Source organism: Mucilaginibacter sp. GW821-FHT07G05 (assembly GCF_059418565.1).
Genome location: NZ_JBWKQC010000016.1, coordinates 21,307 through 47,247, shown reverse-complemented (window position 1 = coordinate 47,247; position 25,941 = coordinate 21,307). Strand labels below are relative to the sequence as shown.

Annotated in this window: 27 protein-coding genes; 12 read left to right on the top strand and 15 right to left on the bottom strand. The window is 42.3% G+C overall.

Features of this window, described 5'->3' with window-relative positions:
* Positions 1-17: 17 nt before the first annotated feature.
* The 7 genes from AC07NA_RS25325 to carA all read right to left on the bottom strand — a co-directional run bounded on the left by AC07NA_RS25325 (position 18) and on the right by carA (position 5,825).
* On the bottom strand, positions 18-743 hold the full coding sequence (locus AC07NA_RS25325) for a DUF2490 domain-containing protein (protein WP_494900772.1): 726 nt from the start codon (positions 741-743) through the stop codon (positions 18-20).
* A gap of 87 nt (positions 744-830) precedes the next feature.
* Entirely contained in the window at positions 831-1,928 is a 1,098-nt protein-coding gene (locus AC07NA_RS25320) for an ABC transporter permease (RefSeq protein ID WP_494900770.1), read from the bottom strand.
* A 135-nt stretch (positions 1,929-2,063) separates the two neighbouring features.
* Positions 2,064-2,828: an ABC transporter ATP-binding protein gene (locus tag AC07NA_RS25315; RefSeq protein WP_494900769.1), complete on the bottom strand. Its 765-nt coding sequence runs from the start codon at positions 2,826-2,828 to the stop codon at positions 2,064-2,066.
* 107 nt (positions 2,829-2,935) lie between these two features.
* Entirely contained in the window at positions 2,936-3,346 is a 411-nt protein-coding gene (locus AC07NA_RS25310) for a GNAT family N-acetyltransferase (protein ID WP_494900768.1), read from the bottom strand.
* Positions 3,347-3,382: 36 nt separating this feature from the next.
* Complete coding sequence (locus AC07NA_RS25305) at positions 3,383-3,601, bottom strand: hypervirulence associated TUDOR domain-containing protein (RefSeq protein WP_345214055.1); 219 nt, start codon at positions 3,599-3,601, stop codon at positions 3,383-3,385.
* Positions 3,602-3,644: 43 nt separating this feature from the next.
* Entirely contained in the window at positions 3,645-4,526 is an 882-nt protein-coding gene (locus AC07NA_RS25300; protein WP_494900767.1) for a hypothetical protein, read from the bottom strand.
* A gap of 198 nt (positions 4,527-4,724) precedes the next feature.
* Positions 4,725-5,825, bottom strand: coding sequence for a glutamine-hydrolyzing carbamoyl-phosphate synthase small subunit (carA, locus tag AC07NA_RS25295; RefSeq protein WP_494900766.1), 1,101 nt, complete (start codon positions 5,823-5,825; stop codon positions 4,725-4,727).
* A gap of 207 nt (positions 5,826-6,032) precedes the next feature.
* Between carA and panB the strand changes: the two genes are divergently transcribed.
* From panB to rodA, 10 genes are all read left to right on the top strand, one after another.
* Positions 6,033-6,848, top strand: a complete 816-nt coding sequence (panB, locus tag AC07NA_RS25290) for a 3-methyl-2-oxobutanoate hydroxymethyltransferase (protein ID WP_494900764.1) — start codon at positions 6,033-6,035, stop codon at positions 6,846-6,848.
* Positions 6,849-6,981: 133 nt separating this feature from the next.
* Positions 6,982-7,683 (top strand): RluA family pseudouridine synthase, encoded by a 702-nt coding sequence (locus AC07NA_RS25285; RefSeq protein ID WP_345214051.1) that lies wholly within the window; start codon positions 6,982-6,984, stop codon positions 7,681-7,683.
* A gap of 114 nt (positions 7,684-7,797) precedes the next feature.
* On the top strand, positions 7,798-8,292 hold the full coding sequence (locus AC07NA_RS25280) for a lipocalin family protein (protein ID WP_345214050.1): 495 nt from the start codon (positions 7,798-7,800) through the stop codon (positions 8,290-8,292).
* A 63-nt stretch (positions 8,293-8,355) separates the two neighbouring features.
* Complete coding sequence (gene purN / locus AC07NA_RS25275; RefSeq protein WP_494900762.1) at positions 8,356-8,934, top strand: phosphoribosylglycinamide formyltransferase; 579 nt, start codon at positions 8,356-8,358, stop codon at positions 8,932-8,934.
* A 311-nt stretch (positions 8,935-9,245) separates the two neighbouring features.
* Positions 9,246-10,772: a bifunctional phosphoribosylaminoimidazolecarboxamide formyltransferase/IMP cyclohydrolase gene (gene purH / locus AC07NA_RS25270; protein WP_494900760.1), complete on the top strand. Its 1,527-nt coding sequence runs from the start codon at positions 9,246-9,248 to the stop codon at positions 10,770-10,772.
* 105 nt (positions 10,773-10,877) lie between these two features.
* Entirely contained in the window at positions 10,878-11,900 is a 1,023-nt protein-coding gene (locus tag AC07NA_RS25265; RefSeq protein ID WP_345214046.1) for a rod shape-determining protein, read from the top strand.
* Positions 11,901-11,988: 88 nt separating this feature from the next.
* Positions 11,989-12,828, top strand: coding sequence for a rod shape-determining protein MreC (gene mreC / locus AC07NA_RS25260; protein WP_345214045.1), 840 nt, complete (start codon positions 11,989-11,991; stop codon positions 12,826-12,828).
* Positions 12,821-13,336, top strand: coding sequence for a rod shape-determining protein MreD (locus AC07NA_RS25255; protein ID WP_345214044.1), 516 nt, complete (start codon positions 12,821-12,823; stop codon positions 13,334-13,336). Before mreC ends, AC07NA_RS25255 begins: the two co-directional genes overlap by 8 nt.
* The gene (gene mrdA, locus AC07NA_RS25250) at positions 13,337-15,334 is read left to right on the top strand and encodes a penicillin-binding protein 2 (RefSeq protein ID WP_494900758.1); all 1,998 of its coding nucleotides are present in this window, start codon (positions 13,337-13,339) and stop codon (positions 15,332-15,334) included.
* On the top strand, positions 15,327-16,592 hold the full coding sequence (gene rodA / locus AC07NA_RS25245; protein ID WP_494900757.1) for a rod shape-determining protein RodA: 1,266 nt from the start codon (positions 15,327-15,329) through the stop codon (positions 16,590-16,592). Before mrdA ends, rodA begins: the two co-directional genes overlap by 8 nt.
* Positions 16,593-16,667: 75 nt before the next feature.
* Here the strand turns inward: rodA and AC07NA_RS25240 are convergent, their stop codons facing one another.
* Positions 16,668-17,753, bottom strand: coding sequence for a DUF8457 domain-containing protein (locus AC07NA_RS25240; RefSeq protein ID WP_494900756.1), 1,086 nt, complete (start codon positions 17,751-17,753; stop codon positions 16,668-16,670).
* A gap of 70 nt (positions 17,754-17,823) precedes the next feature.
* On the opposite strand from AC07NA_RS25240, the gene AC07NA_RS25235 reads away from it, so the two are divergent.
* A complete protein-coding gene (locus AC07NA_RS25235) occupies positions 17,824-18,399 on the top strand; it encodes a thymidine kinase (RefSeq protein WP_494900755.1) in 576 nt (191 codons plus the stop codon).
* A gap of 168 nt (positions 18,400-18,567) precedes the next feature.
* Positions 18,568-18,936, top strand: a complete 369-nt coding sequence (locus AC07NA_RS25230; RefSeq protein ID WP_345214039.1) for a response regulator — start codon at positions 18,568-18,570, stop codon at positions 18,934-18,936.
* Positions 18,937-18,975: 39 nt separating this feature from the next.
* On the opposite strand, the gene AC07NA_RS25225 is transcribed toward AC07NA_RS25230, so the two are convergent.
* The 7 genes from AC07NA_RS25225 to AC07NA_RS25195 all read right to left on the bottom strand — a co-directional run bounded on the left by AC07NA_RS25225 (position 18,976) and on the right by AC07NA_RS25195 (position 25,812).
* Positions 18,976-21,537 (bottom strand): NACHT domain-containing protein, encoded by a 2,562-nt coding sequence (locus tag AC07NA_RS25225; protein WP_494900753.1) that lies wholly within the window; start codon positions 21,535-21,537, stop codon positions 18,976-18,978.
* Between the two features lie 257 nt (positions 21,538-21,794).
* Complete coding sequence (locus AC07NA_RS25220) at positions 21,795-22,058, bottom strand: hypothetical protein (protein ID WP_345214037.1); 264 nt, start codon at positions 22,056-22,058, stop codon at positions 21,795-21,797.
* A gap of 283 nt (positions 22,059-22,341) precedes the next feature.
* Positions 22,342-23,010, bottom strand: a complete 669-nt coding sequence (locus AC07NA_RS25215; RefSeq protein ID WP_494900752.1) for a response regulator transcription factor — start codon at positions 23,008-23,010, stop codon at positions 22,342-22,344.
* Positions 23,011-23,022: 12 nt separating this feature from the next.
* A complete protein-coding gene (locus tag AC07NA_RS25210; RefSeq protein ID WP_494900750.1) occupies positions 23,023-23,817 on the bottom strand; it encodes a sensor histidine kinase in 795 nt (264 codons plus the stop codon).
* A 57-nt stretch (positions 23,818-23,874) separates the two neighbouring features.
* Positions 23,875-24,201, bottom strand: a complete 327-nt coding sequence (locus tag AC07NA_RS25205; protein ID WP_494900748.1) for a hypothetical protein — start codon at positions 24,199-24,201, stop codon at positions 23,875-23,877.
* Positions 24,202-24,551: 350 nt separating this feature from the next.
* Positions 24,552-25,202 (bottom strand): hypothetical protein, encoded by a 651-nt coding sequence (locus tag AC07NA_RS25200; RefSeq protein WP_494900746.1) that lies wholly within the window; start codon positions 25,200-25,202, stop codon positions 24,552-24,554.
* Between the two features lie 238 nt (positions 25,203-25,440).
* Positions 25,441-25,812: a hypothetical protein gene (locus tag AC07NA_RS25195; RefSeq protein ID WP_494900745.1), complete on the bottom strand. Its 372-nt coding sequence runs from the start codon at positions 25,810-25,812 to the stop codon at positions 25,441-25,443.
* Positions 25,813-25,941 lie beyond the last annotated feature (129 nt).

Sequence of the window (25,941 nt, the reverse complement as noted above, 5' to 3'; positions counted from 1 at the left end):
AGCATTTATTATGATTCTTAATCAATTGTGCTCGGCATGTGCTCATTTGGCTTGGCTGCCTTGCGGTTTATGCGGTATATCACCGTTATGGCGAGGTTATTTTTATCGCCTGCCGAGGTAAGCGTATAGTTATACTGGTTTAACCAGCCGGCCTGCACCGTTACCGCCTTATCAAACTGGTAACCCAATGCCGCCGAAAAACGGTTACGTTCAAAATGCGGGGCTTTATTGTTCAGGAAGATCTCATCAAACACCGAAACAAAAAATGTTTTAGGCTCAAATTTTTTATGATTAAGCGGCACGGCCAAATTAAGGCGGTAACGAAAACGGTTACGGTATATGCCGTTCAGCCATCTTTGTTCGGCACGGTAGCGATGTTCTAATTTGATACGATCGAGAAAAGAATTGATGGTCAATTGCTCCCACATACGGGCTTCAACCACGGTTGGCGGGGCATCAAGATTATTAAAATCATAAGTAACGTAGCGCCCGCCGCCTATCAGCGCGGTGTAGTTCTTGGCCAGATCGTAGCTAATCCCCCCCTTGGTTTCGTAATAAAAGAATTGGTTGAACAATTTATTGGCGCGCGATTGCAGTTCGACGTATCCACCCCATTTATGCGCGCTATCGCCGGGTAAAACAACTGTGGCAATGCCCCATGTACCCGTTTTACCATTCTGCGCCTTAACATTTAATGAACACACAGTTAATATTAACAATATGAACGCAATTCTTTGTAACATATTTGCTTGTTTATGCAGCAAATATATTTCCTGATTATTACCTTAATGTTAATATAAAACTATTTAATGTTATTTTAATGTTAAGCGTTATTCCCATTTAAAGGTCTTAACAGCTATGGTATAGATCACTATTCCCCATATCAGCAATATCAATAATTGGTGGGTTACATCAAACAGGCCCGCCCCTTCAAAGGCCACTTTGCGCATGGCATCATTTAAATAAGTTAACGGCAGTGCCCTGCTGATGGGTTGCAACCATTTAGGGAAAGCGTTGATAGAAAAAAAAGTGCCCGACAGCAGGAACTGCGGCAGCGTAATTATATTAGCAATAGGCGGCACTGTACTTTCTGTTTTGGCAATGCCCGATACCGTAAACCCGAAGCCCATAAACACGATTATGCCGATCACCGAGAGGATGAGCATATTAATTACCGTAACAAAACCGTGTATCAGCGTAAAGCCAAAAGCGAAGTGACCTATCAATATAATAAACAAAGCGCCCATCAAAGAGAAGGTGATACGCGCCAGTGCCTCACCAATAACAATGCTGTATCTTTTAACCGGAGTTGCAAAAAAGCGCTTGATCACCAATGTAATCCGCAGGCTTAAAAACACGAAAGCAGTACCAAACACGCCAGTGCTCAACAGCGAGAACCCCAGCTGACCAGGCAATATAAAGTCGATAGTTTTGTATTCGCGGCCGCTGATGGTGGTTTCCTTTAGTTCGGCAACAGGTGGCGGCGCGTTTGAACCTTTGGTATTAACGATGTAAAGAATGTTATTTAATACCGATTTCAGGATATTACCCTTAGCGAACGACGCCTTGGTATATTTTACGTTTACAGTATAAGGTGTTAATCCGGCGGTGTTCTTATCAATTTTCAGCACCGCGTCTATACTGCCTTTCTCAAGGTTCAATTGCATATCGGCTGGTGTAAGGTCGGTTTCTAAACGTATAACACTGGTAGCTTGCAGCGCCTTGTAAACCGGACTGGTGGTATCTGTACCGCTAACCACGCCTACATCAACAGTAACACCGCCGCCGCCAATAAAACCAAATACCAGTATAAATATCAGCGGAAACGCCAAACTGAATATCACAGCCGAGGGGCTGCGGAGTATTGATTTTAAGCTTGCCTTTGCAATAGCCAGTGTTGCACCTATGTTACTGTATTTATTGGTCATATTGTGTTTTTGGTCCGGAAGTCGGAAAAGTCCGCAAGTCCGGAGAATTTATCTTTTTTAGTATTATTTATGGTGACAGTCAATAAAGCCGTTCCTCTTTCGGACTTCCGGACTTTCCCGACTTCCGGACTTAATCTACCCTTCCCGCCAGTCTTTACCTGTAAGGTTAATGAATACATCTTCGAGGTTGGCCAGCTTTACCTCTTTTTTGCGTTCAAAGCCCGATGCCACCAATTTATCAATAAAAGCGTCGGGGGTATCGATGCCTACAATTTTGCCGCCGTCAACAAAAGCTACGCGATCGCACAGCACTTCGGCTTCGTCCATATAATGGGTGGTAATTACTACGGTAGTGCCACTATCGCGGATCTGTTTGATGAGCTCCCACAGGTTACGGCGGGCCTGCGGGTCAAGTCCTGTAGTAGGCTCATCCAAAAAAATAATACGCGGATCGTTAATTAAGGTGGTAGCTATGGAAAAGCGTTGTTTTTGTCCGCCCGAAAGCTGCTTATACTTCGCTTTGGCCTTATCGGTAAGCGCTACTTTCTCCAGCATTTCCATAGGTGTTTTGCGGATGCCGTACAAGCCGGAGAACAGATCGATCAACTCGGACAGGTTTAAATTGGGATAATAACCTGCCGCCTGCAACTGCACACCTATGCGCTGTTTAATAGCATCAGCGTCGCCATCTACCGAAAACCCGTCCACGATGATCTCGCCGGAGGTTTTATCCCTTAAGGTTTCAATAATTTCGAGTGTGGTGGTTTTACCGGCGCCATTGGGGCCAAGCAAACCAAATATCTCGCCTTCATACACTTCAAAACTTATATCTTTTACTGCTGCAAAGTCGCCATAGTTTTTAACGAGATTCTTTACAGTGATAATAGGTTTTTTTTCCATCGTGTAAAAATGGCACAGTTTGTTGATATAACCATAAACTTTTTAGCAAGTGACGCAATTTTTACGGTTACCTGTCGCGCTACTATCTGCCAAGCACAAATGGGGGGCTACTTCAAATCATTCACATCCCTTAGCAAATAGCAATGCTCATGATTAGTCATGCCAATTTTAGGGTAATAACCAACAGCAGCTGGTGCGGCAAGTAATATCAGGGTGGCTTGCGGGGTTAAGCGTTTGGTTTCGGCGATCAATTTTTTACCAATGCCCCGGTGCTGAAAGGCTTCGTCAACCGCCAGGTCGCTCAAATAGGTACAGTACACCCAGTCAGTTACCGAACGGGCCACTCCTACCAATTGATCGCCTGCGCGTGCCGTCACAATAAGACCAGCATTGCGGCACATCTTTTCAATACGGTCAATATCATCAATTGGGCGACGCTCGCCTAATGTGCTTTTTATCAGCAGGGCTTTAAATTCTTCGGCTTGCAGGTTTTCCTCTGCCTGGTAGGTAATATCCATAACGGTTTTGAGTGAACGGGATAAATGTAGAAAGTTCTAATCTTTCTTTTTACCTTTTTTAAGCTCGCTCTCCGATTTTACAACCTGCTGACCTTTATCCGTTTTAATTTCAAAGGCTGGTTTATCCTTACTGGCATTGCGTTTTACCTTCGCGCCTTTAATAGTTTTGGTAACCGGCTCGGTATGCGTTTTAGTAATGGTACCCTCGGCTTCGCCATTGCTCCAGTTCCAGTGTACGGTATCTCCCTTTTTCATAATGGTATTTTTGCCGGAGATGTAGCAATATACCTGCCAATAACTATTGCTTCGCGTTATATTTATCTAATTCATTTTTATTATCGAAGTAGAACCCATCTTTATAATCATCTTCTGATAGGTGCATTATAAAGTCGCGCTCAAAATACTTTTCAAATTCGGCAGAAGTTAGTTTCTTTATCGCTTTTATCGTATTCTCGTCTGCATCGGAAGAATTCCTGCTGACCGCAAATTGAGTAACGCTATCCAATTGTATTATCGTATGTTTATCATCAATCGGTCTAATCTTAACTAAAGCCGTCGCTTCTGAATAATATTCATCTACAAAAAAATAAATATAGAATAAAGAATCCGCCATGTTTTGAATACTATCACCTGCGGCGTATTCAGATTTTAGCTTACCAAGGAGCACTGCCTTACTAAAAGGTAATTCATACTTTTTATCAATTTTTTTATTGAGAACGAACGATTCCCGGCGTGCTGATGTAGCACAAAATGAAAAAACAGCGAGCACTCCTACCATCATAGCCATGCCTAACTGCATACTGTTGCTATGTGTGTTGTTATTCTTTTTATAAAAACGATAAGAAAAAGGCAAAATGCCAAGAGCAATAAGGTCACTATAATCAACCACCCTGCTTAAATGCAAACCGGTAGTATGACTTACTGCATCAATAAAAGACTGCGAGAAACTACTTTTCCAAAAGATGAAAAACGCTGCGGTTGCATAATACACAAACAACGGACGATTTACAAAAGCAGCAATAAAGAGCGGAAAAATGAACAATCCTGCAAAATCAGACAGCTTACCCGTAACCATCCCGGGATACTGATATTTAAGATAGAAATCGTTTAATATCAATATTAAAAGACCGACTATAAAAGCTTTAGTTGTCAGCAGGTTCCACTTGAATGTGCTATTCATGATAAAGGTTATTAATAAGGTTAAAGTACACATTCATTAATAACACTTACGTTAAAAAGTAACCCAATAAAAAAGCCTTTCAAGCAAATACTTGAAAGGCTTTTTTCATTTCGGATATCGAATTTTCAATTTCGAATTTATCATCTGCACATCTGAAATCCGCACATTCGCACATCATCCACTTGCGCAGCAATAAAATTATTTCATCAGCTCGATAAAGTCGTCGAACAAATACCTTGAATCGTGCGGACCAGGAGATGATTCCGGGTGATATTGTACCGAAAACGCTTTTTTATCTTTCACACGGATACCTTCGATTGATTGGTCGTTAAGGTTAACGTGGGTAATTTCTACTTTATCAGATGCTCTTACTGCTTCCGGCACTACACCAAAACCGTGGTTTTGTGAGGTTACCTCGCAATGGTCTTTAATAATGTTTTTTACCGGGTGGTTTAAACCACGGTGACCGTTGAACATTTTCTTGGTCGGGATATCATTAGCCAAAGCCAGCAACTGGTGGCCAAGGCAAATACCGAACATCGGTTTATCGGCAGCCAATATTTCTTTTACAGTTTCAACCGCGTAAGGCATTGCCGATGGATCGCCGGGGCCGTTAGAGATGAAGTAACCGTTCGGCGCGAAATCTTTTTCCATTTCGGCAAAGGTGGTTTTTGCAGGATATACCTTGGCGAAAACCTCGCGATCGTCGAAATTACGGAGGATGTTTTTCTTAACACCCAAGTCGAGCACCGCTACACGGTATGGCGCGCTTTCGTTACCAAAAGTATAAGTTTCGGTAGTTGATACCTGCGATGAAAGCTCTAAACCATCCATTGAAGGCACATCGGCTAATTTAGCTTTCAGCTCTTCCAGGTCAAGGATCTCCGAAGAGATGATAGCGTTCATGGCACCTTTATCGCGTATGTGGCGAACCAGCTGGCGGGTATCAATGTCAGATATACCTACAATATTCTGCTCCTGAAAGTAATCTTGTATTGATTCATCGGCCTGCTTACGGCTGTAAGCAATGTTGTAGTTTTTACAAACCAAACCGGCTATCTGTATCTTGTTTGATTCTACTTCCTCGTTGGCAATTCCGTAATTACCTATGTGCGAGTTGGTGGTCACCATTATCTGCCCGAAGTATGATGGGTCAGTAAAAATTTCCTGGTACCCGGTCATGCCTGTATTAAAACATATTTCGCCGGTAGTGGTTCCTATTTTTCCGGCTGCTTTTCCGTAAAAAACAGTTCCATCTGCAAGCAATAATACAGCCGGTAATTTGGTGTAGTTAGTCATTATAAAATAAATTAAATGATATATAAACCCGGTTTGCCTGGAGCGACGCGCCGTTAAAACTATGCGGAAGTTTGAAGTAAAGCACCCCTATTTTCACGGCGCAAAGTTACAAAATTTTAATATTGTGGTTATATAAATTTTCAATATTTTATATAAAGGGAGTTTCTACCTTTGCAAAGGCTTATTTAGCATTAAACCCCGTTACTAATGTCAGTAAATAAAGAAGTAAAAAGAGTAACTACCCACACCATTCAGGAAATGAAGAACAAGGGCGAAAAGATATCGATGCTTACCGCGTACGATTATTCTATTGCTACCATTGTGGATGATGCCGGTGTAGATATTATATTGGTGGGTGATTCGGCCTCGAACGTAATGGCCGGGCACGAAACCACCCTGCCTATCACGCTCGACCAGATGATCTACCATGCATCATCAGTAGTGCGCGCGGCAAAAAGGGCGCTGGTAGTGGTCGATCTCCCTTTCGGTTCGTACCAGGGCAACTCTAAGGAGGCATTAAATTCAGCCATCCGCATTATGAAAGAATCGGGAGCGCACGCGGTAAAAATGGAAGGCGGCATTGAAATTGCCGAATCTGTAAGCCGCATACTTACGGCCGGCATCCCGGTGATGGGCCATTTAGGTTTAACCCCGCAATCGATTTACAAGTTTGGTACTTATACCGTAAGAGCCAAAGAAGAAGCCGAAGCGCAAAAATTAAAAGAAGATGCCCTTAAGCTGCAAGAGCTGGGCTGCTTTGGTGTAGTGCTCGAAAAAATACCCGCCAAACTGGGCGAGGAAGTAAGTAAAAGCTTGCAAATACCTACCATAGGTATAGGCGCCGGACAGCACTGCGACGGACAGGTATTAGTGATACACGATATGCTGGGCATTAATAAAGGTTTTAAACCCCGCTTTTTACGCCAGTACGCCAGTTTGTATGATGTAATGAACGATGCCATAAAAAACTACGTAAGCGACGTAAAAGCAAACGACTTCCCAAGCGAGAAGGAGCAATATTAGTGGTCATTGGGGCATTGGTCATCAGTCATTGGGTTATCGGATAAATCGAACTACAATGCCTTAATGACGGGATGACCAAATGACTAATGACCAATGCCCTAATGACAGAATGACCAAATGATTAACTGACCCAATGAGCAACAACGACATTACCGATAACGATATATTATATGAGGATAATCACCTGATTGCGGTTAACAAACGCGCGGGTGATATTGTGCAGGTGGACGAAACCGGTGATGAACCGCTCGACGAAAAGGTGAAGAAATACATCGCCAAAAAGTACAGTAAACCCAACGGGGCTTTTTTGGGCGTGGTGCACCGGTTAGACAGGCCTGTGAGCGGGCTGATTTTGTTTGCCAAAACCAGCAAAGCGCTCGAAAGGATGAATAACCTGTTCAAAACCCGGCAGATCAGGAAAACCTATTATGCCGTGGTACGCAACAAACCCAATCCCGAATACGGCGACCTGGTGCACTGGCTGGTAAAAAATCCGCAAAAGAACGTTACCAAGGCGCACGACCATGAAGTACCGGGCAGTCAGCGCTCTGAATTGCATTACCGTTTGGTAGGCGAAGCAGGCGGTTATTACCTGATAGAAGTTAATCCCGTCACCGGCAGACCTCACCAGATCCGTGTGCAGCTCTCAACCCTCAACTGCCCTATAGTTGGCGATAATAAATATGGCTACCCTAGAGGCAGCCTGCGCAGATCTATCAGCTTGCATGCACGTAAGTTGCAATTCATCCACCCAATTAAAAAAGAACCTATTGAGATAAAGGCGCCATTGCCAAAAGATGGTTTTTGGGAGAAGTTTGCGCACCTGATGCAGTAAGTATCGTTTAAAAATATCGGCTTTATAATAATACGAAACTATTACACCCGTTTAACAAGAAGAATATCGGGGCAAAGGCATATTTTTACCGCTGTCTTTTCCTCACGAAAACCAATGAACAGGAACACATTCGCATTTATATTTTCAGTATTAGCTATCACGCTGTTGTATTACTCGTGCAAAAAAGAGAAGAACGCTACTATCGCGCCCCTGCTTGCCAGCGGCTCGTGGCAACTGGCATCGGCACAGGTTACCAGCTACACCGGCGATACGCAGGATAGTCTGGTAAAGCTGGATTCGGGCTGTGTGTTTAAGCAGATCTTTACCTTTAAAGCCGATAATACCTGCACGTTTACCAATTACCATTGCCAGGAATCAACCACTACGGGCAACTGGTCGTTATCAAACGACAGGCTGTTCCTTATTTCAGATATAGCATTTCAGGATACTACGGTTATTGGCAAGGCCAGGGTATTTGAAAATTCGCGCATTGTGAACCTTGGGCAGTATTCGCTCGTATTAGAGGTAGGCGATATTCAAACCAATTACGGGTCCAGGCAAAAACGCAGGATAGCCAGATATGGGTTTATTCGCCAAAAAACGCAATAAATAGTAATTAAATCAGCAAAATTTTATATTTGAGTCAATTACAACAATAATCTGTCTGCCATTTTGAAAAAACGAATAGCTATTTTCGCCTCCGGTTCAGGTTCAAATGCCCAAAAAATAATGGAGCATTTTAAGCGCCATAACGACGCTGAAGTGGTTATCATATTAACCAATAATCCGCAGGCTTACGTGTTGCAACGGGCTGATAATTTTGAGATACCCTCCCATATTTTTACCCGCGATGAGTTTTACAAAAGCGACGAGGTAATACTCCTCCTCAAAAACCTGCATGTAGACCTCATTGTACTGGCAGGCTTTTTATGGCTGGTACCACAATCGCTGCTGAAGGCATTCCCTAATAAGATCATTAACCTGCACCCTGCGCTGCTGCCTAAATACGGCGGTAAAGGTATGTATGGCGATAATGTACACAAGGCTATTTTGGCAGCAGGCGAAGATGAATCGGGCATTACCATCCACTTCGTTAACGAGCAGTTCGACGAAGGCGAGGTGATTCACCAGTCGCGCTTTAAAATTGAATCCGGCGACACGCTTGAAATGGTTAAATTTAAAGGCCAGCAACTGGAGCACCATCATTTTCCGAGGGTGGTTGAAAATTTGTTGAAGAGGATGAAGAGTTAACCATGATTTTCTTGAAAAGGACCATGATTAGCCTGATTTTAACAAGTCTTCGATAATTGTCAATGAATCTTTAGAACAATCAAGACAGGGTAATCTTATTGTGTATACCGACATTAAAGCGATGCTTGATCTTAAATAAATTGCTGGTAAAACCTTGATAAAATGCTTTTCCGGGGCTTTTTTATACTTAATTGGCCTGCACCAAAATACCCGCTAAATCCGCCCGATTTTTCTCCGCAAAAAAACTGATTTTCAATCGCAATTCTCTGAGCAGTAATCACTACCTTTGCGGCTCAAAATTTCGATAGTACATGAGCAATCCAGTTCAAATAAAAAACGCTTTAATTTCTGTTTATTATAAAGACAACCTTGAGCCCATCATTCACGAGCTTAACCGTCTTGGTGTAACCATCTATTCAACCGGCGGTACCGAGACTTTTATCCGTAACCTGGGTGTTGATGTTGTTGCCGTTGAGGATCTTACCTCTTACCCTTCTATATTAGGCGGCCGCGTGAAAACGCTGCATCCAAAAATATTCGGCGGTATACTGGCACGCAGAAGTTTCGACAGCGACGAGCAGCAACTGGCCGAATACCAGATCCCCGAAATTGACCTGGTAATTGTTGATCTTTATCCGTTCGAAGAAACCGTACAATCGGGCGCCGGGCAGGAAGATGTGATCGAAAAGATCGACATCGGTGGTATCTCACTTATCCGCGCAGCAGCCAAAAACTTTAAAGATGTAGTTATTGTTGCCTCTAAAAACGATTACGGCGTACTGGAGGATATCCTGAAAACACAGGACGGCAAAACCACTATCGACCAACGCAAAAAATTCGCGCATAAGGCATTCAATATCTCTTCAAATTATGATACTGCCATTTTCCAGTATTTTAATGAAGAAGATCCGCTGCCGGTTTTCAAACAAAGCATACAAACCAGCCAAACCCTGCGTTACGGCGAAAATCCGCATCAAAAAGGTACTTTTTATGGTAACCTCGATGCTATGTTCACCAAACTGCATGGCAAAGAGCTTTCATACAATAACCTGGTAGATGTTGACGCTGCTGTTGCCCTTATCGACGAATTTACCGAGCCTACCATCGCTATATTAAAGCACACCAACGCTTGCGGCATTGCCTCACGCAGCTTTATTAAAGAAGCCTGGATAGATGCTTTGGCCTGCGACCCTGTATCGGCCTTTGGCGGTGTGATCATCGCTAACGATGAAATTGATGCCGAAACCGCTACCGAGATCAGCAAGATATTTTACGAAGTACTAATTGCCCCTGCTTATACCGATGAGGCTATACAAATACTGCAAAGCAAAAAGAACCGTATTATATTGATCCGCCAGCGTGTGGAGTTGCCTGCTAAACAATTTAAAACATTGCTTAACGGTGTAATTGAGCAGGATAAAGACAATACCGTAGAAGGCCCGGCACAAATGAACGCCGTTACCAACAGAAAGCCTACCGAAGCCGAATTGAAAGACCTTTACTTTGCCAACAAAGTAGTTAAGCATACCAAATCGAACACTATTGTTTTCGCTAAAAACAACCAGTTAATGTCGAGCGGTGTTGGCCAAACTTCAAGGGTTGATTCATTAAGGCAGGCAGTATTAAAAGCGCACAGCTTCGGATTCGACCTTAACGGTGCTGTAATGGCGTCCGACGCGTTCTTCCCTTTCCCTGATTGCGTGGAGCTGGCTGCCGAAGCAGGTATCACAGCGGTACTGCAACCGGGCGGTTCAATAAAAGATCAGGATTCAGTTGACATGTGCAACGAAAAAAACATTTCAATGGTAACTACCGGAGTTCGCCATTTTAAACATTAATAATTAAAACACAATAAACATTATAATTTAACGCTTAAAGAACAATTGATTGATTAATAAGCGTAATTTTATAACCGTTGCACCATAATTTGAAGCAAAAAGCCAATGGGTCTGTTTAACTTTTTTACACAAGAAATTGCCATTGATCTGGGTACCGCAAATACTCTGATCATTCATAATGATAAAGTTGTTGTTGATGAACCATCGATAGTAGCATTTGACAGAAAGACCAATAAAGTTATCGCTATTGGGCGCCAGGCCATGCAAATGGAAGGCAAAACACATGATAACATCCGAACGATACGTCCGCTTAAAGATGGTGTAATTGCCGACTTTGACGCTGCCGAATACATGATCCGCGGGATGATCAAAATGATCAACTCGGGTAAAGGCTGGTTCTTCCCGTCGTTACGTATGGTGATCTGTATCCCGTCGGGTATTACCGAGGTAGAGAAACGTGCCGTACACCAGTCTGCCGAAAAAGCGGGCGCTAAAGAGGTTTACCTTATCCACGAGCCAATGGCTGCCGCGGTAGGTATCGGTATTGACGTGGAAGAGCCTATGGGTAACATGATCATCGATATTGGTGGTGGTACTACCGAGATAGCCGTTATTGCGCTTTCAGGTATCGTATGCGATCAATCTATCCGCGTTGCGGGTGATAACTTCGATGCCGATATTGTTCAGTACATCCGTCGCCAGCACAACATCATGATTGGTGACCGTACTGCCGAGAAGATCAAAATTGAAGTAGGTGCCGCATTGCCTGAACTGAGCGATCCACCGGCTGATTTTGCCGTACAAGGTCGTGATTTGATGACAGGTGTGCCAAAGCAGATCATGGTATCATATACCGAGATTGCGCACTGCCTTGATAAATCGATATCAAAAATTGAAGAAGCTATTTTAAAAGCGCTGGAGATCACCCCTCCTGAGCTTTCAGCAGATATTTACCAAACAGGTATTTACCTAACCGGCGGCGGTGCATTACTGCGCGGTTTAGATAAACGTGTTGCTGCCAAAACCAAACTACCGGTACACGTAGCCGAAGATCCGCTGCGCGCGGTAGTACGCGGTACAGGTACAGCACTTAAAAACATCGGTAATTTTAAATTCTTAATGCAATAATCAAAGGTAGAAACAAGAGACAAGAATCAGGAAACAAGACGCGTTTCTCATTCTTGTTTCTTGCTTCCTGATTCTAAATTCTTAATAGATGCGTAACCTCCTGATATTTATCACTAAGTATAGCGCATTCTTCCTGTTCCTGATTTTTGAGGTTATTTCCCTTGTTATTTTCATTAATTACAACGGGTTTCAAAAGGCATCGTTCATCAATACATCTAACGAGGTGGTGGGCAACCTGTATAACCGCGTAAATGATTTTTACGACTACCTTTCGCTCAAACAAATAAACGATAACCTTGCGCAGGAGAACGCCAAGTTGCGCAGCCAGCTCAGGGCATCGTATTATATTGACAGCGTAAGCAAACACAGCGTTAACGATACCGTATACAAGCAGCAGTACAGCTACATTGATGCCCGGGTGATCAATAACTCCACCAACAAACGCCTCAATTACCTTACCCTTAATAAGGGCGCTAAAGAAGGTATTGCCAAAGGTATGGGCGTAATTTGCGCTACCGGTGTGGTGGGTGTAGTGGTAAAAACATCCGATCATTTTGCTACGGTGCGTTCGTTATTGCATAAAGATTCGCGCATTAGCGCCATGCTGGCCTCATCAAGGGAGGGTGGTACATTTACCTGGAACGACGACCTGAACCCTTTTATGGGGATCCTGTCGGAAGTATCTAACAACGCGCAGCCGCATTTGGGCGACTGGGTGGTTACCTCGCAATATTCACTGTTCCCGATGGGGATCCATTTGGGCCGGGTAAGTAACTTGCATGCTAAGGCGGGTGGCTTTTTCCTGAATATGGAAGTGCGCATGGCTGTTGACTTTAGCAAGCTGGAATACGTATACGTGGTTGACAATAAATTAGCACAGGAACAAATAGGACTGGAGGCCCAGCAAAAGCAAGAGAAAGATGAATAGAATTATCATTGCCAATTTTGTACGTTTCGTGGTGCTGATATTCATACAGGTTTTCCTGTTGAAGAATGTTACGGTATATGGCCTTTCAACGCCTTACCTGTATATTTTATTTGTAATGTTGCTACCGTTTGAAACACCTAACATCCTGCTGTTTCTGCTATCATTTTTAATAGGTATAAGTGTTGATGCTTTTTACGATACTCCCGGCTTGCATGCCGCGGCCACAGTATTGCTGGCTTTTGTGAGAGTATTGTTTATTAGCGTTACCGTACAAAAAGAGAGTTTTGATACAGAGCCGCAGCCAACTATGGGCAGTATGGGTTTCAGGTGGTTTCTTACTTATGCCACGCTGTTAACCCTGTTTCATCATTTTCTGCTGTTCAATCTCGAAGTTTTCCGCTTTTCTGAAATACAATACACACTAAGCCGCTTTTTATTGAGTTCATTATTTACTATATTTTTGCTTTTGGTTTCGGGCTTACTATTTTTCAGAAAGAAGAGAATATAAATGAACAGTTTTTTTGAGCGCAGGTACATTATTGCAGGTATTTTCATCACCATTGTACTGGTGCTGCTCGCCCGTCTTTTTTATATCCAGATAGTTGACGACCGCTACCTGCTATATGCCGAAAAGAACGTGGTACGTAAGACCATCCTCTACCCCGCCCGCGGGCCAATTTTAGACAGGAATGGCAAAGTACTGGTTCAAAACGAACCGGTTTACGATATTATGGTAGTGCCCAAACAAGTGCTGCCATTTGATACCGCCGAATTTTGCAAACTGATAGGCGTTGATAAAGAAGGCTTTGATAAGCGGTTTGATAAAGCCAAAAAATACTCGCCTTACCGCGCCTCTATATTTGAAAAACAGCTATCGGTAGAGTTTTACCGCACCTTGCAGGAACGCCTATCTGATTTTCCCGGCTTTTTCGGGCAATTGCGTTCGGTACGTACTTATCCGGATTCATCGGCGGCACAGTTCCTCGGGTTTATCGGCGAGGCTAACGATAAAGATATTAAACGCTCAAACGGCTATTACCGCCTGGGTGATTACGTGGGTATTTCCGGTGTAGAAAAAGCTTACGAAAGCACCCTGCGTGGTCAGCGCGGTGTGCAAAACCAAATGGTTGATTCGCGCAACGTAGCCAAAGGCCGTTATGCTAACGGTGCTTTTGATACGGTGGCCGTGGCTGGTGAGCGCCTTATCTCTTCTTTAGATTCGCGTATACAGCGCCTCGGCGAAAAGCTGATGCAAAACAAAGTAGGCAGCATTGTAGCCATTGAACCATCAACCGGCGAAATACTCTGCTTTGTAAGCAGCCCTACTTATGATCCTAACTTATTGGTCGGTAGGCAGCGTGGTAACAATGTGGCGAAACTTTATAAAGACCCATACAAACCGTCGTTCATTCGCCCTATAGGCGCATATTACCCTCCGGGATCATCATTTAAGCCCCTAAGCGCGCTTATTGCCCTGGAGAAGGGAATTATTACACCACAAACCACATTCTTTTGTAATGGCGGTTACCAGGCGGGCGGGCACTTTGTACGCTGTACCCACCACCATGGCAATACCAACTTAACGCTGGCTATTGCTGGTTCGTGCAACGCCTATTTTGATAATGTTTTCAATAAACTGATCAACAGCAACGGCGCCAAACAAACATCGGCCACTTATACCGATTGGAAAGCCAGGGTGAACCAGTTCGGTTTTGGTGTAAAATTGGATATTGATATGCCCAACGAAGGTCGTGGTTATGTACCACCTGCCCTGCGTTACGATAATACTTACGGTGTAAATCACTGGCGTGCCAATACCATTATTTCTTTGGCTATTGGTCAGGGTGAGTTGCTGGCTACTCCGCTGCAACTGGCCAATATTGAATGTACCATTGCCAATCATGGTTACTATTACAAGCCCCACCTGATAAAGGCTATTGGCGATAAAAACGTTATTAAAGACGAGTTTACCAAAAGGAACTATGTAGGCATCGACGCGCAATATTTTGAACCCGTTATCGACGGTATGCAAAGTGTAGTGGAGTACGGTACCGGGCATGGCTCAAAAATACCGGGCATTGTAATGTGCGGTAAAACAGGTACGGCGCAAAACCCACATGGTAAAAATCACTCTTTATTTGTGGCTTTCGCTCCGCGCGATAATCCTAAAATTGCCATAGCTGTGGTAGTTGAAAATTCAGGTGATGGTGGTACATGGGCAGCGCCAATTGCCAGCTTTATTGTAGAGAAGTATTTGCGTGATACCATTACCCGCCGTCCATCAGGCATTTTCCCTGAGTATTACATGAATGCCAACCTGTTGCCAAGTTTAGGTAACAAACCGAAACCAAAGATGGTTAAGCCCGACAGTTTAAAGCAACAGCAAGGACAACCTGCTACCGATACTACTAAAAAGATCGAGCTGAAATCGGCAGGAAGAAAAAAGACAAAGAAAGCAAATAACCCATACATAGCCTACCAACCCAAAAGGAGGGAAAATGAATAGTCAGCGCAGTCCGTTCTTTAATGTGGATTGGTTAACCATCCTCATTTATCTGGCACTTTGTACCATAGGCTGGTTCAACATACATGCTGCCGTGTACGATGAAGAACACCGCAGCCTTGTTGATTTTAGTACACAATACGGCAAGCAGTTCATTTACATTCTGTCATCATTGCTGATGGCTATGATAATATTGCTGCTTGATGCCCGCTTTTTCAGCGCGCTGGCACCGCCGTTTTACGTGGTAAGCATGCTATTGCTGATACTCGTACTCGTTGTAGGCAAAAACGTGGGTGGTAACCAGGCCTGGCTACCGCTTGGGGGCGGTTTCCGCTTGCAGCCCTCGGAGTTTGCTAAGTTTACCACCTGTTTGTTATTGGCCCGTTATTTAAGCGGCACCAATATCAGCATATCCGATCCGCAATCGTTTTTTACCGCGGCAGGTATTATCCTGTTCCCCATGATACTGATCATTTTACAGCCCGATGCCGGTTCAACACTGGTGTTTTGCTCGTTAATATTTGTATTGTACCGCGAAGGTTTATCTTCTTACTTCCTCATTTTTATAGCGCTATCCATCACCTTGTTCATACTGGCATTGCTTATGAATCAATGGTATTTGGTAGGCGGAGTAGTCTTACTTACAGGCCTATTGGTATTCTTTAACCTGCGCAACCGTAAGTTCGTTACCAATATGGTGGTGGGGCTCGTATTATCGCTGGTATTTATATTCGCCATAAAACCCATTTATTACAACGTTTTAAAAACCCACCAAAGGGCGCGTATTGATGAAATATTGGGCATTACAAAAGATTTGAAGGGCATAGGTTATAATGTAAACCAATCAAAAATAGCCATCGGTTCTGGACAGCTTTGGGGTAAAGGTTATTTACAAGGCACGCAAACCAAATACTCTTTCGTACCCGCGCAAAGCACCGACTTTATTTTTTGCACCATTGGCGAAGAATGGGGCTTTGTAGGTTCATTGGTTGTGCTTGGCCTGTACCTTTTTCTGCTGTTAAGGGTGATAAAGATCGCCGAGCGACAGCACATGCCTTTCTCGCGCATTTACGGCTACGGGGTAGCCTCCATCATCTTCTTCCACGTGGTGATCAATATCGCCATGACGATAGGCCTGATGCCGGTAATTGGTATCCCATTGCCATTTATCAGTTATGGAGGGTCGTCGTTATGGAGTTTTACCATACTGGTGTTCATCCTGCTTAAATTAGATTCAAACAGAACAGGATATTCGTATTAACGAATTACAAACTGCATATAAAAAATAAACGGCCCTGATGAATATCATCAGGGCCGTTCTGTTATATACTTCCTATTAATTGGCGTAGCGCCTTCTTAACAGGTTAAAGAACTTTTCGGATGTTTGCGGTTTAGCATCCCAGTTGTTTTTGGCTACGTAGTTGGAATTCAGGAAGCGCTCTGCTTCCTCAAAATTATTGAAACGGTTAAGTATCTCAACTGCTTCGCTGTAGGCGAGGCTGTAACCGTTAAACAGGTCTTTTACAAACAACAATTTATCATTTAGCGTAATGGCCGATTTCAAATCACTGATCGGTTGCTGCACAGGCGCGCTCTTCTCTGCCATTTGCACCGAAATACGCTGATTAATAGTAACCGGTTCGGCATCGCCCCTGCTATCAACAGAAGTAATTACCTGCTGTATCACTACCTCGGGTATTGCTACAGGTGCAGGCGGGGCCACATAAACAGGCTCTACCTTAACAACAGGTTCCGGCTCGGGTTCAGTTACCCGTGTTACCGGTGTAACTATAGGAGCTTCTTCTTCAATATCTTCTTCCTGTTCGTATACCTCATCATCCTCTTTTTCCCAGGCTTCCACTTCTGCATCATCTACAATTAGTTCATGCCTTATCGGTTTTGGTGCTTCGGGTTCAATAGCCGGTTCAGCCTCTTCGGGCTTATCCTCAATAACGGGCTTTACTTGCTGTACTACAGGTTCAAAAAAACGCTGCTCGTAAACGTGTTCCGCTTTTTCTGGTGCAGGTGGTGTAATGGGTGCAACCGGCTCCGGCTTAGGCTCTGCTATTGGCGGAGCTTGCTGTAAAACGGGTGGAGGTGGCGGCAATACAGGCGGTGTAACTTCAATAGGCGGCGGTGGCGTAAGTATAACCTGTATTACTTTTGCCGGTTCTTCGGGCGCTTGCGCAACGGCAGGAGCTATCGGTTCAACGTGTGCGGGTAAAGCCTTTGCTTGCGCCGATGACTGTACGGTTAACTTATACAGTATTTCCGAGTGGTCTTTCAGGAAGTTGGAGTTGGCAACAAAAAGTTCGAGTTCTAATTCGTTTAAATCGGTGGGATCGTCTTTTAAATAATCGTATTGTTCATTCAGTTCTTTTAAAATAACGCCTATCTTTTTAAATACGTCCTGTTGCTTCATGGCTTATATATGATAATATGCTACTCAAAAATAACATTAAATTCTGATATTAGTTTCTTTAAAAGTGCGAATGGTGTTTACTGAAGATATATTTAAGAGGAAGAACGAAACCGGTGGAAGTGTGGAAGTTATATGCGGATCAATGTTTTCGGGTAAAACCGAAGAGCTGATACGCCGCCTTAACCGTGCCCGCATAGCACGCCTGAGTGTGCAAATATTTAAACCTAAAACCGATACCCGGTACGATGAAAATGCCATTGTTTCGCATAGCGCGCTGTCATTTCCATGCGTGGCTATTGATAATTCGGCATCGATATTATTGTTTTATAACGGGGAACATGTGGTGGCCATTGATGAGGCCCAATTTTTTGACGCCGACCTGGTTGAGGTATGCAATACGCTTGCCGCTAAAGGCGTGCGTGTAATAGTTGCCGGCCTGGATATGGATTTCAAAGGTCGCCCGTTTGGCCCAATGCCCGCGGTAATGGCCATAGCCGAATCGGTTACCAAACTGCATGCCGTATGTGTGAGGTGCGGTAATCCGGCCTTGTACTCCTACCGTATTGTACCCGGCGAAGACAAGGTATTGCTGGGCGAAACCGAAAGTTATGAACCGCGCTGCCGTAATTGCTATAATATCGTTTAGTTTTCTATCATAAATAGATACAAAAATAGCGCCTGGCTAAAACAAAAGGGGCACCTTTAATTGTTAATAGGTATAAGTAATTTATAAACTAAAATTATAAACCAACGCGCAAGTGGGTTTATAATGGGTAATCCCGCCTCTGTTTATCAATTGTAAACGCTCAGCAAAATGGCTAAAAAGGTATTTGTAATTGAAGATGATAAAGACATACGCGAAACCATTGTGTATGTACTGGAAGAAGAGAACTACGAGGTTTTTTCTTCAGAAGACTCTAAACTTCTAAAGCATATTGATACCCATAAGCCCGATATTATTTTGCTGGATAACTGGCTAACCGACTGGAAAAGCGACGCCAACGGACAGCAGATCAGTAAGGAGCTGAAAAACAACCCGGCTACCAAGCATATACCTGTAATTATTATTTCGGCGGTTAGTAATGTAAAGGAAATTGCAGAGGCGGGGGAAGCCGATGGTTACCTGATGAAACCTTTCGACGTAAAAGAGCTTGTAAACATTGTAAAAAAGTTTGCTTTGTAAGCGCTACCCGCACTTACAAAGCAAACTACATAAACCACCCTATCTGTTAACAGTAACGTAGCTTGACGTTTCTACGTTCTGATTAAGAAAGATCTCGGCCCTTAAGCCACTTTCCCTCACTGCTTTAGTAAAATCGTAATTTACCTTTTTGTGCACCTGTGGCGATAATAACTGCTCATGTTTAATGAGGTAGGCCAGTATATATACACGTGTTGTTTTATAGTTCAATTGCTCGGCCACTTGCTGTATGTATTTCAGCTCATCAACCGTAGTTTGTATACGGTTGGTAAATATGGCAGCCTTTATTTTCAGGGTATGGTACATTACCTTCATAAACGGCGTAAAAGCATGTTCGTTTTTGGCATGCACCTGTACCATGGTATTATAGATCTTCAAACCCTCATCAATTTTACCGGCCAGGAAACACCTGTCGGCCGTCATGGCGCTTAGTATAAAGCCATAACCAGAGGTAGAGTCGCCTTCATCTTTATAGCACTTTTTAATGGCCTTGATAAAGCGTAAGCCTTTTTGCGCGTTGTTGCAGATAGAAGTACTGAACACCGCCATCAGCAATACCAAATCATTACCGCTCTTGTGCTCCAGGCTCTCCTCCGCAGGCGGATTAAAGTAGAAAGCAGTAACATCAGAGAAGTACTCTTTTTTGAATATGCCGTATTTTAAGTAGTAGTAAATAGCATCAAGGCAATTCAGCGGGTTAATTACAAATTTGGCTAAATCTTCGTTGGCGTAATCTTTCAGTTTGGTGAGGCACCAGTCCAGCTTGTTCACATCCAGCTTAACCACCGCGTTAATGGCAATTGCAGTGTAAGCTGTAATTTGCTGCACACGGGTAAGATCAAACTTGAGCAATATGGCCAGCGTTTTTTCATATTCGGGGTGAATAAACTCAAACCCTATAAAATAATCGAATATATCTTTTATGCAGTTGTGCTTGCCATACGATTTAGCCGATTCGGCATGTACCGACAAACATTCCTTTTCAAACAGTTCGGCCAAAAAGATAAGCAGATCAGCTTTTTGATTGGCTGTTAAATTGGTTTCGGTAAGTGCCTTAAAGCTTTTTTGCTGATCGCTCTTAACAGCGTAAATAATACACCATTTTAATACCGGCAGTTTAATGGCATCTTTATCAAACAGATCGTTTATGGTACGGATCAGCTTGCTGTTAAATACATAATCGTTAGCAAGCAGCAGCTTTTTAGCTATGGTGTACTCCAAAAAATCGTTATTTGCAAACTGGATAAGTGTATTGTACTGTATACCCGAACTGGCATTCAACTCGCGCAGAAAGCCTACGCTTAATAGTTCCTGATAGGCATGACTGTACTGCTTTAAAACAGCGTTCACCTTCAGTTTATCAATGGCGTAAGTTCTGTTTTTAAAATCAATCTCGTTTATCAGTTCGTTAAGCAGCAATATTTTTTCGGCAGAGTAATGACCGAGGTATACTTTATTTAGGATAAACGTTGATATGAGGTCATATATACACACATGATCAATATTGTTCAGCGAAAAATTGTCTTTATTATTTTTATAGTAGAACTGAAAATAAAGCGGGTGATTAAACTTTTCGGCTACTTCAAGGCCAACGTTGCTATCAACCGCCGGGTTTATCTTTTTGCTCAGCTCCCCTATTTCCTGTATACTAAACAGAGGCACATTGATGCTGTCGTTGTCATTTTCGGCAAAGCCGGTGAACCAGGCCATGCTGCTGTTCAGTTCGTGGCGGTAATTGATCCACGAGGCCGAGCGCATGGTAAGCACCATTTTAAACCACTTGTGCGATTGATACAGTGCGAACACATCCAGCACCTGGTTCAGCAATAGCTGAAACTGGTCTGTTTTGAACATGTGCTCATCAAACCCATCTATTATAAGGTAAAAGTTGCCGCCCTGTTTTTGCTTTTCGTTCAGCAACAAAGCCACATTGTCTTCATGCGAAAAACCGAGTAAGGATAGCAGCCAGTCGTTGATATCACGTCCGCTTAAAAACACGTTCATTAAAGCACTGCTGCTAAAAAACAGGATGATATCGTTATTATTGGTTTTGGCATTCAGCTCAAAACGTTCTTCTATCCAGTGGCAAAGGGCGATGGTTTTACCATAACCGGCCGGGGCAGATAAAATAGTGGCTGTATAGTTCTCCTCCAAAAATATCTCAAAGTGCTGGTTCAGGAACCTCCTTTTAATGGTTTGGCTGTAGGGTATGCCCGATTTATTTTTTAATGCCTGCAGCGTAAAGCTGGTTATTTTATCGGCATTATGTTTAAGGGTATCCCAGGTGAGGTTACGCGATGATTTGGTAGCCTGTTTGTTTTCTTGTTTGGCACAAAAATCATCCCATCCTTTATACCCGCAATATTGCGCTAAAACATCAATAGTAAATAAAGATGGTTTAAACTTACAATAAGCAAATCCATACACACGTTTTAAGGTTGTTTCGCTGATCCTTTGTTTGGTTTTATTCAGAATAAGCAACGATATCACCTTGCAATCGCAGGGGGCGATATTTTCATAACCGGAAGTCTCTAAAACACATGTTTTGAGGGCTTCGAAATAATGGGGCAAAAACATACTCATAACAAGATCGGTTTATATGATTATTTGAGCAACGGCTAAAATATGTATTTTCTCTTTAATTAAGTTTTAACTCTAAATATATTACGTTAAGAACAAAAGAATTGTATTAGGTTATCAAAATCGCCGTAATGAACAAAATGAATACAGTTTTGTTCAGTGGCTATTCTGCTGTTCTACTTAAAGTGTGGTTAACATTACTACGAGAGATATGATCAATTGGTTTGTGAATACATACCAATGAACAAAATGAACAAATTTTACTCAGCAATGACCAACCTGATACATTCGCTTACTGTGAGGTCTTCAAAAACAATACCCGGTGTTATAATTCGGCCCGTGTTGTACGTAGCGGCAATATTTTGCAAACTCAGCTCCAACCTGCGGCAAAGTTCCCTGTCTTTTTCATAACCTATAGCACTTAGGGTTAGCTGCCCTCTTAAGTTATACGGTTTACTAATTGGTAAACCACAAACATAAAGTATCTCGGCCTTAATATGGTTGCTAATAAATATTTTATTCATTTTTTGGGGGTCAGCTTTTGCCACAGTTTAATAAATTAAGTTAAGAATTAACCGGGCATTATCCAAAATGTAAATAGCTGTTTTAAAGCACCTAATGTATGGATGATCGCACACTCCCGTAACCCGGACGCGCTACCCGAAAAGACTTAAAAATGTATACTAAAGGGAATTGTTAGTATTCTGAAATACAGAATATCCTTTACCGTTAAAAATACCTTTTACAAGCCACAGAGTGTGCAGGTATTAATACGTGTTTTTTCAATCAGGTAGTAATACCTGCCTGCTAAAACGGGAGTTTGAACAGGTTATGTTTTATAGCGAAAAGTACCAGGCCCGCGGTGTTGCGGCAGCCCGTTTTTAAGATAAGATTATTGCGATGCCCCTCTACTGTGCGCACACTCAAATATAGTGCCGTAGCAATTTCGGCATTACTGTATTCTTTGCATATCAGCTCCAGTAATTGCTTTTCCCGCTCGGTTAGTTTGATGGGGATGGTATTGAAATTCTTTTGTATTTGAAACTTGTGGTTCTCGCTGTTTTTGATGGCCTTCAACACATTTGCGTTAAAGTAAAATCCAGCCGTGTGTACAGTGTTTATGGCCAGTATCAATTCGTCCTTATTGCAGTTTTTGGCCAGGTAGGCTGCCGCCCCTGCCGCCACCATCTGGGTGATGAGGCGCTCGTGCACATGCACCGATAGTATCACCACTTTTAAACCAGGGTACTGTTCGTGCAGTATCCTGTTCAGTTCTATACCGTTCATACCCGGCATATCCATATCTATAATGGCTACATCCACCTGTTCATCAAGGGCGGCAAGCTTATCTAAAAAATCCTGCCCGTGTTCGGCCTCGGCCACCAGCTTAAAATCGGCAACGGTGTTAACCAACAATGCCAGGCTTTGCCTGAAAAGGTTTTGATCATCAACTATTGCAACATTTATCGTAGCCATCTCTCGTACGCCTTAAGCCTTTACTGTATATTTTATTTGTATAGCGAAACCTTTGCCGGCGGCGGTATCAATTGTATATACCGCGCCGATGTTTGATAACCGGCTTTCTATGTTTTGCAAACCCATACCAGGGCTGGTTAAAACCGAACTATCAATGCCCTTACCGTTATCTTTGTAAGCAATAAGCAAAATATCATTTTCCTGCGAGAATATCACCGAGGTTTCGGTAGCGCCGGCATGTTTTATGGTATTATTAAGCAATTCCTCTAAAACCCGGTACAGCGCGGTAGCCGCAGGCAGCGCCACTTGTTCTACCAGTTGAGCCGCGTCGTTCACCAGGGTAACACATAACTTGCCCGACTGGTTAATGTAGTTACAATGTTCTTCCACAGCCGAAACAAGGCCGTAATAGCTTAGCGTGGTTGGCGAAAGGTTATGCGAAATGTTGCGCACATCCTTAATTACCTTATCTATGATGTTTTTGGTAGATGAAATAAAGTCTTTATGCCCGGTAGCGGTATCTTCCGGATTGAACATATCGATGATCAGCCGCAGACTTGATAGCGCCGTACCTACATCATCGTGCAGATCGCGGCCTACACGTTTACGCTCAATCTCCTGCGATTCTATCACCGCGTTAAGCAATTCTTTCTGGTGCTCCAGTTCGGCTTTTTGAAGGCGCTGGCGTTGCTTTAACAGCCGGTTTTGATTACGGATATTGATCAGAATAAATGATACCACCAAAAGCAGGGTTCCGGCTATGGCAATGATCACTAAAATAAATATACTGTCGTTTGTGCTTTGCATTAATATAATATTACCGCAAAATAAAACATATTATGCACTATGCATGCATTAAATGGCCTAATTTATCTTTGATAGCTGTGGGCGACATTTACTGAAGCCTATGGCAAAGAGCACATATTCGGCGATGAGCAATAAGCCATGTATGGCCCACAGCGCCTCATACATATAGCGTTCGGAAACCATTATGTAGTTATTAAAGATAAATATGAACAAGTTGGAAACATAATATACGAGGACACCTGCATTTATCCAGTTAAGACCGTTACTCCCCCATGATATATCTTCAATATTAGTTTGACGGTTAATAAAAAGCATGCCATATACCATTACTATAATTACCTCAATAGGCCTTGTATAAGTATTGTATTCAATTTTGTTTTGCACAAACAAAAAATTGCACACGCACGCTAAAGAAAATATAACTATAAGCGGAATAATTATTTTCTGCCAGCCTTCCCCAAAAAATTTCAAATAAAATAGCGATAAAAAGAAAAATTCAAAAATGGTATAAATATGGAAAATGAATGTGGTATAATATCCCTGATGTATTAGTGTGAGATTTATTATATTAACCACTGCAGAAAATACAACAAACCAAAGGATTACTTTATACGCGCCGGAGAAGAATTTATAGTTACGAAAAGCCATAACTAATGGCATTAAAAAGGCACTGGGCACAACGTATCTTAGAAAAAGATGCAGCATATTAGCTTAATAATGACCTGTGTTAAATGCTAAATTTCATTACCAAGTATTTTTCGGCATTTATAAAATCCCACTGCAAATAAAATGTATTCCAATATCATTATTGCATCGTGAATAACCCAAACCGTTATAAAATGTTTACTATTTGCACTCAACAGATAGTTTGAAAACACAAATGCAAATAAACAGCTGGCACTATAAATAAGTATGGCAGTATTTATCCAGTTGTGACTGTTGCCAACCCATGAGTAATTTTCATCAATACTGTTTTGTTTATTAATAAGCATCAAACTATAGGCTATAGTTATTAACGTACCAAATGAACGTGTGTATGAATTGAGTTGTGCAGCGTTTTGTATAAAAAAGAAATTTACAACACAAAATATATCAAATAAGACAACCGCTGTTAAAAAAAATACGTGAGTATTTTTCTTAAAAAAGCTCATGTAGTACCAGGATAACATTGAAAATTCAAAGGGGGTATAGAGATGAAATAAAACCATGTTACTTTTACCATGATTGGCCAAAAGTAAACACCCAAGGTTTATAACCCCTGATCCTAATAAAAACAGCAATAATATCTTAAGCTGCTTATCTAAAATCCTATAATTTTTAAAGGCAAAAAATAATGGTAAAAAAATAAAGGAAGGCACCACATAGGCCATATAAAAAACAAGCATAGTCTATTACTTTTTCATTCTGCAAAGCTAATATTGATTATTTATAAATTTTATAGAATCTTATACAGATGTACAAGATATAATAATATTATGATCTGTAATCTGAATGCGTAATAATAATAACAAATGATGTATAATAAACTGTGATTGAAGATAATCAAAGTCACCATAATTACGGGTACATATATTCTGCTTTACAGAGTAGCAATAAAGCAGAATATATGCAATAGAGCATTGACTATTCACCTAATCCGCCTGGTACACATACCGGAGGACATGGTTGCGAAAGATCATAAACATTACTTTGCCCGCCTTCGGCAACATCATCGCCGTTACCTTCCAAAAAAGGTACATCTTTACCATTTACCGTTGGTACAAGTAATAACTTGGCTGACGTTGGATCAGCAGCATCTTCAAGCCCTAAATATATCCTGACACCATCTGCCGCGGGGTTAAATTTCAGGATGTTTTGAAAATCGTAAATGGGCAACAAAAACGACTTTGTTTGAAAAGGTTGTTTTGAAGTCTCCAGGAAAGCAAGCCAGTTTTTTGCCCATTGTTCGGCGTCTGGTACGGGGATTGTGCCCTCAGGGCCTGTTAAATTACTCATGATTAATTTTTAGTTTAAGTTAAATAAGTCTGTTAATTATCTCCACAAAAATATATTCAAAAACCTTGTTTACGTGCTTTAAACAAAGCTTTTTGTTGATTCTACAATATACGCCTCGTTTTCAATCGA